The organism is Prauserella aidingensis, assembly GCF_024171865.1.
Classification (GTDB): Bacteria; Actinomycetota; Actinomycetes; order Mycobacteriales; family Pseudonocardiaceae; genus Prauserella; species Prauserella aidingensis.
In genome coordinates this window covers 28,530-40,723 of sequence record NZ_JAMTCN010000014.1, presented here as the reverse complement: position 1 = coordinate 40,723, position 12,194 = coordinate 28,530, and the positions used below count along the sequence as shown (strand labels likewise).

9 protein-coding genes, 1 tRNA gene and 2 pseudogenes are annotated in these 12,194 nt (G+C 71.5%); 11 read left to right on the top strand and 1 reads right to left on the bottom strand.

Features of this window, described 5'->3' with window-relative positions:
• Positions 1–23: 23 nt before the first annotated feature.
• A tRNA-Gly gene (locus LY13_RS15255) sits at positions 24–96 on the bottom strand.
• Between the two features lie 222 nt (positions 97–318).
• On the opposite strand from LY13_RS15255, the pseudogene LY13_RS26270 reads away from it, so the two are divergent.
• The 11 genes and pseudogenes from LY13_RS26270 to LY13_RS15200 all read left to right on the top strand — a co-directional run.
• Positions 319–1,533: pseudogene (locus LY13_RS26270) on the top strand (sigma-70 family RNA polymerase sigma factor); the annotation flags it as partial.
• Between the two features lie 851 nt (positions 1,534–2,384).
• Complete coding sequence (locus LY13_RS15245) at positions 2,385–2,825, top strand: DUF983 domain-containing protein (RefSeq protein ID WP_253829098.1); 441 nt, start codon at positions 2,385–2,387, stop codon at positions 2,823–2,825.
• 5 nt (positions 2,826–2,830) lie between these two features.
• Positions 2,831–3,724, top strand: coding sequence for an Fpg/Nei family DNA glycosylase (locus LY13_RS15240; protein WP_253829096.1), 894 nt, complete (start codon positions 2,831–2,833; stop codon positions 3,722–3,724).
• A gap of 140 nt (positions 3,725–3,864) precedes the next feature.
• A complete protein-coding gene (locus LY13_RS15235; protein ID WP_253829095.1) occupies positions 3,865–4,398 on the top strand; it encodes a DUF3558 domain-containing protein in 534 nt (177 codons plus the stop codon).
• 175 nt (positions 4,399–4,573) lie between these two features.
• A pseudogene (locus LY13_RS15230) lies at positions 4,574–5,824 on the top strand (sensor histidine kinase); the annotation flags it as partial.
• Between the two features lie 761 nt (positions 5,825–6,585).
• Positions 6,586–7,428, top strand: a complete 843-nt coding sequence (locus tag LY13_RS15225) for a S49 family peptidase (RefSeq protein WP_253829093.1) — start codon at positions 6,586–6,588, stop codon at positions 7,426–7,428.
• A 52-nt stretch (positions 7,429–7,480) separates the two neighbouring features.
• Complete coding sequence (locus LY13_RS15220) at positions 7,481–8,332, top strand: LytR/AlgR family response regulator transcription factor (protein ID WP_253829190.1); 852 nt, start codon at positions 7,481–7,483, stop codon at positions 8,330–8,332.
• A 6-nt stretch (positions 8,333–8,338) separates the two neighbouring features.
• Positions 8,339–8,959 carry a hypothetical protein gene (locus LY13_RS25990; protein ID WP_253829092.1) on the top strand — a complete coding sequence of 207 codons (621 nt, stop codon included), beginning with the start codon at positions 8,339–8,341 and terminating at the stop codon, positions 8,957–8,959.
• Positions 8,960–8,996: 37 nt separating this feature from the next.
• Positions 8,997–10,778, top strand: a complete 1,782-nt coding sequence (locus tag LY13_RS15210) for a sodium/solute symporter (RefSeq protein WP_253829091.1) — start codon at positions 8,997–8,999, stop codon at positions 10,776–10,778.
• A gap of 121 nt (positions 10,779–10,899) precedes the next feature.
• A complete protein-coding gene (locus tag LY13_RS15205; protein WP_253829090.1) occupies positions 10,900–11,253 on the top strand; it encodes a rhodanese-like domain-containing protein in 354 nt (117 codons plus the stop codon).
• A gap of 227 nt (positions 11,254–11,480) precedes the next feature.
• Complete coding sequence (locus LY13_RS15200; RefSeq protein ID WP_253829089.1) at positions 11,481–12,194, top strand: DUF4328 domain-containing protein; 714 nt, start codon at positions 11,481–11,483, stop codon at positions 12,192–12,194.

The following is a 12,194-nucleotide window of genomic DNA, read 5'->3' as shown; positions in this document are numbered from 1 at the left end:
GATGCACGGGGGCTCTTCTTCGGAGCGGACGACGGGACTCGAACCCGCGACCCTCACCTTGGCAAGGTGATGCGCTACCAGCTGCGCTACGTCCGCATGTGTGGGTCCGCATGTACGGATCCGCATATATGGATCCACATTTGCAGTTGTCCGGTCCGGCGTGCCTTCCCGGTTACGGCTCAGAAGTTTACACGTTGGCGTCAGGGGTCTGGCAGAGGGGTGACGTAACCGCTCCACTCTCCGTATCGTGTTCAACATTCAACTGGTGCCTGCACGTGACGAGGGGGTCCCGGCAGGCCTTAGGGGGTGGCTGGCTGAATGGACCGCACGGTGTCCGCGACCGACGAGGCGATGTTGCTCGAACGGCTGCGTTCGGGGGAGGACGACGCGTTCGGCGAGCTCTTCGAGCTCCACGTGGCCTCCGTTCGACGGCTCGCCCGCGGGATCGCGCGGGACGGGTCCGAGGCGGAGGACATCACCGCGGAGACGTTCTTCCGCGTGTTGCAGGCGGTCCGCCGTGGCAACGGGCCGAGGGACAACGTCCGCGCGTACCTGTTGACCGTCGCGCGCCGCGTCACGTGGGAGTGGCAGGCCGCGCGCCGCGACGTCCCGGTCAGCGACGACGAACTGACGACCCGGGTCGGCGCAGGCGCCGATACGCAGAGTTCGACCGCCGAGGCGTCACTGATCACGCGCGCGTTCTCGAGCCTGCCCGAGCGGTGGCGCACCGTGCTGTGGCAGACCGAGGTCGAAGGGGTGCAGCCCGCGAACGTGGCGCCCGAGTTCGGCCTCAGCCCCAACGCGACGGCGGCGCTCGCCCGGCGCGCCCGGATCGGCCTGCGCGCCGCGTACCTGCAGGCACATCTCGCGACCGGGCGCAGCTCCAACGGCTGCCGCACGATCGTCGAGAAGCTCGGTGGCTACACCGCGGGCAGCGTCACGGGCGCGGAGGCGCGCAAGGTCAAGGCGCACCTGTCGGCGTGCTCGTCGTGCCGGGCGACCCACGACGAGCTGCGTGACGTCTGCTCCTCGCTGCGGTCGCACGCCGGCGTGCTGGTGCTGCTCGTGCCCGCGGCCGGCGTGGTCGCGAACTGGGGCGGTGCCGCCTCGGGCGCCGCCGCCGTGTCGGAGGTCGCCGGGTCCACGGCCGGTGCCGCCGGGTCGGCGGCCGGTTCCGTGTCCGGCACGGCGGGTGGTCTGGCTGCCCTGGGCGGGCACGTGAAGGTCGGGCTCGCGGTCGCGTCGACGGTCGCGGTCGGTGCCGCGGGCGTGGCGGGCGTCGCGGGCCTGTCCGACGACGAGGGCCGGCAGGCGATCGGTCTGCACGGCGGGCCGCGCGGCGACCTGCGACTCGTCGAGCCGCCACCGGTCGGCCCCGAGGTCGACCGCAAGGCCGAACGTGACGTCCGCGTGCGCGACGAGCCGGGCGGCCCCGCCGACGGCGCTGTGGCCGACGACGGCACGCCGAACGACGGCGTGCAGAACAGCGGCGGCCCGAACAGCGCGGTCTCGGACGACGAAGCGCGGGACGGCGCGTCCGGTGACCGTGCCGAACGCGGCCCGATGGCCGACACCGATTACTCCGTGCCCGGGTCCGAGCGCGGCAAGTCCGCCCGGGCGGAACAGTCTCGGAACGCTCCCCGTGCCGAGAACCCACCCCAGCCCCGAGCAGCCCAGCCCCGCGTAGACCAGCCCCGTGCGGGACAGCCTCGTGCAGCGCAGCCCCGGTCGGGAGCCGACGGGGGAGCCGCGGACTCGCCCGGGGGTGCCGGGGTGAACGTCCGGTCCGACCGGGCGGGAGGCACGGCGCGCTCCGGCGTCGGCGCGGGCGGCGACGGTGGCACCGGCGGCGACGGGCGGCACAGCGGCGCCCCGGTCCCGGAGAAGGCCGCGGGACCGGCTCCGGGACTGAACAGGGCGCCGGGACTGAACAGGGCGCCCGCGAAGGACAGGGCGGAGGTGGCGAACCGCCTCGCGCAGGCCTGGGCCGACAAAGCCGCGGACACCCGACGTGACGGCGAGCACGACGTCGAACCGCCGGTCGAACGCCCCGGGGTCCGCAGTGCCCCGGAGCCGGACCGCGGTGCCTCCGAGCCGGGTGACGAAGCCGGGAAACCGGCCCCTGAGCCCGCGCCACGTCTCGACGGTGACGAGCGTGCCGACGGTGACGAGCGTGCCGACGGTGGCGAGCGTGCCGACGGCCGCGACCACCCGTTTCCGAAGGCCGGACCGGACCACCAAGGCCGGAAACCGGCCGGCGCCTACTTCCGCGGAGAGTGACACTCCCGGTAACGTCTGGTACAGACAGGAACGGTGAGGTACGTGCTTCTGTCACCGACAGGGACACCACCGACAGGGACACCGGCGGGCTGCGGAGGAACGTGATGAACCGGCTGGTCCGGGGAAACGACGGCCGGGAATGGGTCATCCGGGCGCACATGGAGTGGCGGCAGCCCGCGACCGCCGACGACTTCGAGCACGACGCCGCAGCGAACTACACGCCGGGGATCATGATGGCCGGCGTGGCGTTGGCGTTGGCGGGTGCGCTGGTGCTGTCGATGCCGGACCGGCTCGTCATCCCCGAGTTCGTGCCGTACGGGCTGTTGCTGGTCGCGCTGTTCTTCCCGCTGCGGTGGGTGCTGCGCAGGCCGTGGACGGTCGTGGCCGAGACCGACGGCGACCCGGCCGGTGACCACCCGTCCGAACGCTGGGTCGGCACGGTCAGCGGCGTGTTCAACATCAACGGCGAGGTGAAGCGGATCGCCAAGTCGATCGCCCAGCACGATCTGCCGGACTTCGAGGGTCCGCTGCATCCCGTGGAGTAGCCGCCGTGCCCGAGTTACCCGAGGTCGAAGCGCTCGCGCACCATCTGCGCGAGCACGCGGTCGGCCGCGCGGTGACCCGGATCGACGTCGTGTCGCTGAGCGTGCTCAAGACCGTCACGCCCGCGTACACGGAGTTGCGCGGCCGCGAGATCACCGGCGTCGGGCGGCACGGCAAGCACCTCGACGTCGAGTGCGGTGACCTCCACCTGATCGTCCACCTGGCCCGCGCGGGCTGGCTGCGCTGGTCCGACGACCTGCCCGCGAAGCCGCCCGCCCCGGGCAGGAAGAACCCGCTCGCACTGCGGACCCACCTGTCCGCCGACGACGCGGCCGCCGACTCCGGCGCCGCGCCCCGCCACGTGGGGTTCGACCTCACCGAGGCGGGCACGAAGAAGGGACTCGCCGTCTGGATCGTCACCGATCCCGCCGAGGTGCCCAGCATCGCCGCGCTCGGTCCCGACGCGCTCGACCTGGACCGCGACCGGCTCGAAACGCTGCTCACCGGTGAGACCCGCCGGATCAAGACCGTCCTCACCGACCAGAAGACCGTCGCGGGCATCGGCAACGCCTACTCCGACGAGATCCTGCACACCGCGCGGCTGTCGCCGTACGCGACACCGGCCAGGTTGACGTCCGAGGAGCTGGACGCGCTGTTCGACGCCCTCCACGGCGTGCTGACGGCCGCCGTGGAGCGATCGGTCGGCCAGGACGCCGCACGGCTGAAGGGCGAGAAGCGGTCGGGGCTGCGCGTACACGGGCGCACGGGCCTGCCGTGCCCGGTGTGCGGCGACACGGTGCGTGAGGTGTCCTTCGCCGACAAGGCGTTCCAGTACTGCGCGACGTGCCAGACCGGAGGGAAACCACTCGCCGACCGGCGGTTGTCACGGCTCGTCAAGTGAGAAGTTGTTGTGCGTCGACGACAAGGGGTGGAGCGAGAGTGCTCGGACGGCAGCGACGTCGTGTGGGGTTCCTGGTGGTGTGTTCCGCCGCTGCGGTTGTGCTGCTCGCGGGCTGTGGGGACCAGGTGGTGGGAACGGCGATGCCGCAGCACACTGGCGGCGCCCCACCCGCGACCAGCGACAGCGGGGCCGAGGAAGACAGCGCCGAGGAAGACAGCGCCGAGGCAGACACGGCGCCCGGCGAGGCGAGTTCGCCCCCGACCACGGATGTCACGAGTTCCGGGGATCTGCGGGACGTCGATGATTCCACCGACGTCGACCCTTGTTCGTTGATGCCGATGGAGGTGTTGGAACGCGGGGGCGAATTCTCGGATCCCGAGACGAAGAACGGCGCCTGCTGGAGCTCGGAGAGTTCCACCGGTGCGCAGGTCGCCATCGAATTCTCCCGCGACACCGTTCGGAACGTGGCCCGGAGTTACGGTCTGCAGCTCGGCAACATCCACGGTCGTGCGGCCGTGGAACTCGACATGAGCAGTCAGGACCTCGGGTGCCAAGTGGTCATGGAGATGAACCCCGAGGAAGTGGTCAGGGTGCTCTTCGACGGCGGTTCGCAGGAATGCCAGTACGCGGCAGCTGTCGCGACCGGGGTGGAGACCAGGATTTCGCAGGGCTGACAGGGCGGTCCAGTACTGCGCGACGTGCCGGACCGGAGGGAAACCACGCGCCGATCGGCGGTTGTCACGGCTCGTCGAGTGAGGGAGTCGCCCACGTGGCCCATGACGCGGAGTGTCGAATCGGATACGCGAAGTACTCCTGCGGGCCTTGCCACCGCGACGGTGACCCTCCAGCATTGACGCCGTGTCCGAGCAGCTGACCGTGCCGATCGCCCTGGGGGCGATCATTGCGCTGCTCGTGATCACGCTCGTGATCGTGCTGCTGAAGCGGCGCAAACCGACGAGCGCGATCGACGACGCCGTGCTCGAGGCCGTGTACGTCATGGCGAAGGCGCCGCTCGAACTCCGTGAAGGTCTCGACCAGGCCGCGGCGGAGAAGATGACGAGCAGACTGCTGAAACTGCTGAAGAGCGTCGCCGTGGGCATCACCGACGGCGAGGGCACGCTGCTGGCCTGGGACGGTGAGGCCAACGACCACTACGTCGACCTGGTCGACACCATCGGCACCTGCATCCGCAAGCACCGCCGCGAGGTCGTCTCGCACGACAAGATGCCCTGCAACCACCGTGGCACCTGCAAGATGCGCACCGCCGTGCTCGTGCCGCTCATCGTCGAGGGCGAGACCGACGCGGTACTGATCGTCGTCGGCAAGACCAAAGGCAAACGCATCGTGCAGATGGCCGACGCCGTCGCACGGTTCGTCGGCACCCAGCTCGAGGCGGCGCGGCTGGAGGACACCAAGCACCAGCTGCACCAGGCCGAGATCAAGGCGCTGCGGGCGCAGATCTCGCCGCATTTCGTCTACAACGCGTTGAACACGATCTCCTCGCTCATCCGCACCGACCCGGAAGAGGCGCGCGAACTGCTGCAGGACTTCGCCGACTTCACGCGCTACTGCTTCCGCGCGGAGGGCACGTTCACGACGCTGTCGGACGAGCTGCGCAACATCGACCGCTACCTGACCATCGAGAGCGCACGCTACGGCGGCAGACTCGGCGTGCGGCTGAAGATCGCGCCCGAGGTGCAGTCCGTCGTCGTGCCGTTCCTGCTCATCCAGCCGCTCGTGGAGAACGCCGTCAAACACGGCATCGCGAACAAACCGGGCGGCGGCACGGTCACGGTGACCGCGCAGGACTACGGAACCGAGGCCGAGATCAGCGTCGAGGACGACGGCGTCGGCATGGACCCGAAGCAGCTCGACGGCATGCGCGACTCGCGTTCCAGTGCGCACATCGGCCTGACCGGCATCAACCGCCGGATGAGTCAGGTGTTCGGCAACCGCTACTCGTTGATCGTCGAGACCGCTCCCGGTGCGGGCATGAAGGTGACGATGCGGGTGCCGAAGTTCGTCCGCGGCGTGCGGCCGGACATGCTGACGTTCGCGGCCGAGGACACGTCGGAGGACGACCAGGCGGCCCTTCCGGCCGAGACGGCCGACGGTTCGCTCGCGGCGTCGAGCGCGGGGTCGGGCTCGGGCTCGGGTGCGGGCTCGGGTGCCGAGCCCGCCGGTGCGGTTCCCGCCGCAGCGCCGGCCGGTTCGCCGTCGACCGGGTCGACGGCCGGCACCGCGCCGGCCGGTTCCGACGGAACCTCCGGTGCCCCGACACCTCCTCCGGTCGCGACACCTCCTCCGGCCCCGCCACAGTCTCCTGTCCCGGCGCCGTCGCCTTCGACGCCGCCCACGCAGCGGCCCGCCCCGCAGCACGGTCCGGGACAGCACGGTCCCGGACAGCCCGGCCCGGGACGAGGGGGCCCCGCATCCGGACCGGCAGGACCGGCACCGGGGCAGCCGGGGTCGGCACCGGCACAGCCCGGCTCAGCACCGGGCAGGCGCGGTTCGACCCACCCCGGGATGACACCGGCGCACGGGGCGAGCTCTCCGGGGTCGCAGCAACGTCCGTCGACGCAGCAGCCACCCGCCGCACCTCCCCAGGAGGATCCCGCCCCGGGACAGGGCACACGGCAGACGTCGTCGCAGCCCTCGCGCAGGCCGGTCGCGCGTCAGGCGTCGGAGGCGAAGCAGGCCGCGCGCGCAGCCCAGGTAGCCGCGCGCAACGGCAAGTCCGCGGATCGGGAACGCCGGGACGACGAGGAGCCCGACCCGACGTCCACACCCCGGTCCACCTGAGAACCGGAACGGGCGATTTCGACGCCGCCCGACGCGGTGATCGTCGCTACGGTGGGGGCATGGCGAAGAGCGGGCTGGCGGGCCGGATTCCCGTCGTAGGGGACCGGATCGAGCGCAGGGACAAAGACGTCGTCGCCGTGGTGAAACTCCACGGCATCATCACGCAGCACGCCTCACCGGTCGGCAGGGGCGTGCTGAACCTCTCGACCGTCGAATCGGCCCTGACCAGGGCGTTCGGTCACGAGAACCTCAAGGCGGTCGCGCTGCAGATCAACTCGCCCGGTGGCGCGCCCACCCAGTCGGGGCTGATCGCCGAGCGCATCCGGCAGCTGGCCGACGAGAAGAACGTGCCGGTCATCGCGTTCTGCGAGGACATCGCCGCGTCCGGCGGCTACTGGCTCGCGTGCGCGGGGGACGAGATCGTCGCGCACCGCACGTCCCAGGTCGGTTCGATCGGTGTGATCAGCGGCGGGTTCGGGTTCACGGGGCTCATCGACCGGCTCGGCATCGAACGCCGCCTGCACACCGCGGGGCAGAACAAGGCGAGGCTCGACCCGTTCAGCCCGGAGAAGGACGAGGACGTCGAGTGGCTCAAGGGCGTGCACGAGGACCTGCACGGGCTGTTCGCCGACTGGGTCAGGGAGCGCCGCGGAAGCAAGCTCTCGGCGGAGAAGGACCTGTTCACCGGCGACGTGTGGCTCGGCCGGCGTGCCGCGGAGCTCGGCCTCGTCGACCGGGTCGGCAACCTGCGCGATGTGGTGTCGGAGCGTTACCCCGACGCCGAGCTCGTGGTGGCCGAGCCGAAGAAGTCGCTGGCCGCACGGCTCGGGCTGGGCGCCCCCGCCGCCGCGGTCCTGACCGCACTGGAGCACCGCGCCGCATGGTCACGTTTCGGCCTATGACACAGAGTTTCGCCCGGAGCGGTGTAGACAGTCGCACTGTACTCACGGCAGGATAACGCTCACTGTGAGTGCTCGTGATGACAACCGAAAGCTCCTCGTCCTGGCGGTTGACGATGAGCTACCCGGCCTTGACCAGCTCCGGCACTGTCTCGAGTCGAACGACGTGGTCGGCCGGGTGATACCGGCCGTCGACGCGTCCGAGGCGCTGCGGCTGCTCGGATCCGAGGACGAGGACATCAACCGGCGCAAGGACGCCGGCCTCCCGCCCGTCGACGCGGTGTTCGCCGACATCAACATGCCCGGGTTGTCCGGTATGGAGATGTCGCGGGTGTTCGCATCGCTGAACCCGGCGCCGGTGCTGGTGTTCGTCACCGGCTACGCGAGCGAGGCCGTCGACGCGTTCGACCTGGGCGCGGTCGACTACGTGCTGAAACCGGCCAGACAGGAACGCATCGACAAGGCCATCGGCCGCGTGCTCGACAAGCTCGACACGCAGCCGGTGCGCAGTGCCGTCGCCGGTGCGGCCGCGGAACCGGTCGCCGACGACGGCACCGTGGGAGACGAGGAGGTCATCCCCGTCGAACTGGGCGGCACGACCAAGCTCATCCCCCGCTCGTCGGTGCGGTGGGTCGAGGCGCAGGGCGACTACGCGCGGCTGTACACCACCGAGGGCAGCCACCTGGTGCGCATCCCGCTGGCCCAGCTCGAGGAACGCTGGGGAGGTGCCGGATTCGTGCGGATCCACCGGTCGTACCTCGTCGCGCTGCCGCTGATCACGGAACTGCGCATGGCCCAGGGCGGCTACCAGGTCGTGCTGGGCGACGAGGAGAAGGTGCTGCCCGTCTCCCGCAGACACACCCGCGCGCTCAAGGACAAACTGGTCGGCTCCTCGCGAGCAGGGTGACGGGTCGTGGGGGACCCGACCGACCCACCGGACCCGGAAGGCAGGCCGGGCGGCATCCGCGAGCCGGATCCGACGCTCGGCAAGCCCGCGAAGCCGCTCACACCCGAACCGTTCGTGCAGCAGCCGCGCGAACCGCGTCCTCCGAGGTCAGGACCCTCGCACGCGGCGCCTTCCCACGCTGCGCCGTCGCACTCGGTGACGTCGCACTCGACCTCCCGCACCTCGGACCAGCGTTCCCCCGAACCCCGCGCCTCGGAACCCCGGCAGCCGCGAATCCGCAGGCAGCGCGTCGTGCTGGCCGAGCCGAGCCGGTCGTCGACGAGCCTGCGCGCCCGCGTCGAACTCGAGCAGCAGACCAGCTGGGGCGAACTGCTCATCAAGGACCTGGTCAAGGTGCAACTGCGGACCGCCGTGCTGCTCGGCCTGCTGGTGCTGGTGGTGCTGTGTGCCCTCCCGGCGGTGTTCTACGCCGTCCCCGCCGCCGTCGAACTGCGTCTGGCGGGCATTCCGCTGCCGTGGCTGCTGCTCGCGGTGGCGCCGTTCCCGCTCATGTTCGGCGTCGGACTGTGGTACAACCGGCTGGCCGAGCGGCGCGAGCGGGACTTCGTGAACATGATCGAGAACTGAGAGCGAGCCGCCGGGAAACTCCGCGAGGAAGGCGTGCGTGCAGGTGAACCCGTGGGCCCTGGTCAGCGTCGCGCTGGTCGTGGTGGTGACCTTCTACCTCGGTCACCGCACGTCGCGGTTCGCGCGCAGCACCCACGACTTCCTCGTCGCCCGCCGCACCGTGCGCTCACGGCGCAACGCCGCCGCCATCGCGGGCGAGTACATCTCCGCGGCCTCGTTCCTCGGCATCGCCGGGCTGGTGCTCAAGGAGGGCGCCGACGCGCTGTGGTTCCCGATCGGGTTCACGGGCGGCTTCCTCGCCCTGATGCTGTTCGTCGCCGGGCCGCTGCGCCGGTCGGGCGCCTACACGCTGCCCGACTTCATGGAGGCGCGGCTGTCCTCGCCTGCGCTGCGCACCGCGTCGACGTGGTTCGTGGTGTTCATCGGCGTGCTCTACCTGCTGCCGCAGCTGCAGGGCGCGGGGCTCTCGCTGACGATGATCATGCCGACGCCGGCGTGGGTCGGGTCGATCCTGGTCACGGTGGTGATCGCCTACAACGTCATGGGCGGCGGCATGCGCGCCATCACGCTGCTGCAGGCGTTCCAGTACTGGTTCAAGCTCTTCGCGATCGCCGCACCGACGTTCGTGTTGTGCGCGGTGTTCGTCACCGGCGGGGCGGGCGCCCCGGGATCGGCGGGCAGCCTCGGTGAACCCGCGCCGCCCGAGTTCACCGCGCGCACCACCGTCACGGTCGACACGGACGTGACCCTCGGTGTCGACACCGCGACCCGGGTGCGCGTCGACGACGGCTCCGGCGGTGCGGGGTGGACCACGTGGCGGTCCGGCGCCGAACACGCCGTCGACGCGGGTTCCACGCTGACGTTCCCCGAGGGAGCCGCCGTGCCGACGGTCGACAGGGCGACGGCGGCCAACCTCGACTGGCTCCTGCCGAGCACCGACCTGACCGGGCTGCTGTCGACGTACTCGCTGCTGCTGGCGCTGCTACTCGGCACGATGGGTCTGCCCCACGTGCTGTCCCGCTTCTACACCAACCCGGACGGCAAGGCCGCGCGGCGCACCACCGTGCAGGTGCTGTTGCTGCTCGGGCTGTTCTACCTGTTCCCCGTGATACTCGGGATGCTGTCGCGGATGTTCGTGCCCGAGCTGCTGATCACCGGCGAAACGGACGCCGCCGTGATCGCGCTGCCGACGGCGATGCTGACGGGCGTGGCGGGGCAGATGCTTGCGGCGTTGCTCGCGGCAGGGGCGTTCGCGGCGTTCCTCTCGACCGCGTCCGGCCTCGTGTCCAGCATGTCCGGTGTCATCGCCACCGACCTGCTCGCCGGCAAGGTACGGGACTACCGGGTGGCGAGTGTCGGGGTCGCCGGTATCGCCGTGCTGCTGGCCGTGACCCTGCCGATCGACGACCTGGCCCTGAGCGTCGGCATGTCGTTCGCGTTGGGCGCGTCGACGTTCGCGCCGCTGCTCGTGCTCGGTGTCTGGTGGCGGCGGCTCACGTGGCTCGGTGCGTTGGTCGGCATGTGCACCGGAGGCGGGCTCGTCCTGCTGGCCGTGGTGCTCAACGCCGTGTCCGCCCACACCGGCGGGTGGGCGCCGTGGCTGGTGGAACGCCCCGCGCTCGTCACCGTCCCGGTGGCGTTCGGGCTGACCGTCCTCGTCAGCATCGCCACCGCGAGCCGGGTTCCCGAGGACGTCGGCGCCGTCATGCTGCGGCTCCACGCACCCGACCCGCTGGGTTTCATGCGGGACCGCGCCGTGCAGCGGTTCGGCCGCGCCGAGGAACACACCCGCACCTCCCAGGGCCGCCACCGCAAGTAGGTACCCGCCCCCAAGGGCACTCTGGTTGCGTTGAGTGCGACCAGGGTCCCCCCCGGGGGGCACGCGTGGCCCGGATCTCGCTCCTACGCGGTGGTCACGCTGTTCGTGCGACGATGGGCCCGTGGTGAACCCAGCCGAGATCCCGACGACACGTGTGTCCGACCTGCCCGCCGACGGTGCGGTGCTGCTCGACGTCCGTGAGGCCGACGAATGGGCCGCGGGACACGCGCCCGGCGCGGTGCACATCCCGTTGGGCGACCTGCCCGCCAGCACCGACAGGCTGGCCGAACTGCCCGACGACCGGCCGGTGTACGTCATCTGCCGCACCGGCGGCCGGTCCGCGCAGGCGACGGCGTGGCTCAACGCGGCGGGACTGGTCGACGCCGTCAACGTGGCGGGTGGCATGAAGTCCTGGCAGACCGAGGGCCGCGCGCTGGAGACCGATCACGACGCGGCGGAACCCGAGGTGCTGTAGCCGCGATGCATCCGGGGAGGTACCCGCACCGGCAGCCGGGCGGGCAGCAGCCGAGGCCGAGCGTGCGGTGGGTCGCGACCGTCCCACCGGGCGAGGCCCGGCCACGCCCGCGGCCCCGACGCAGGCCGTACGCGGGGCCGCCGCGATATCCGTCCCCGCCCAGGTGGGGCTTCCCGAACCTCGTGTGGCGCCACTCGACGGCCGTTCCCGGAACGTCGTCCGGCGGCATGGAACCGCGGCAGCGGCTCCGGTCGACGAGCAGGAACGCCGTCACACTGCTGATCGCGCTCGCCGTGCTGGCGGGGCTCGCGGCGCTCGCCGAGGGCTGGCGGTACGTGCTCCTGTTGCAGAGCCGCACGTCGGCGTTGACGCCGGAGGTCGTCGGCGCATCGGACGCGTTCGTGCTCGCGTTCGCGCTGATGACGCCGATCATCGCGCTGCTGGCCGTCGGGGTGGCGCTGTGGTGGCTGCTGGTCGCTCGGTCCGTGGCCGCGGCCGATGCGGGCCAGGACGTGCCGCGTCCTGCGTGGCAGGTGCTGGTCGGCGTGCTCGTCCCGGGAGCGAACGTGCTGCTCGCCGGGCCGATCGTGGCCGAGCTGGAACACGCCGCGCTGCGCAGGCCCGCCGACGAGCGGCCGCGGCCGTCCGGGCTGGTGCTCGGCTGGTGGGCGACGTGGTGCGCCAACGTCGTGCTCGCCGTGCTCACTGTCGTGTGGCGGCTGCGGGACGGGGTGCAGGCCGACGCCGACGGCGTCGTGCTCAGCGCGCTGACCCACGCCTGTGCCGCAGGACTGGCGCTCGTGAGCGTCGTGCTCGTCCGGCGGATCACGCGGCTGCTGTCCCCGGTCGACGCCGACGTGCTCGCGCTGCGTCAGGTCGTCAAGGTCGCCGGTGCCCCTGAACCGGACCGACGGCGTCGCCCCGAGACCGCCACCCGCTGA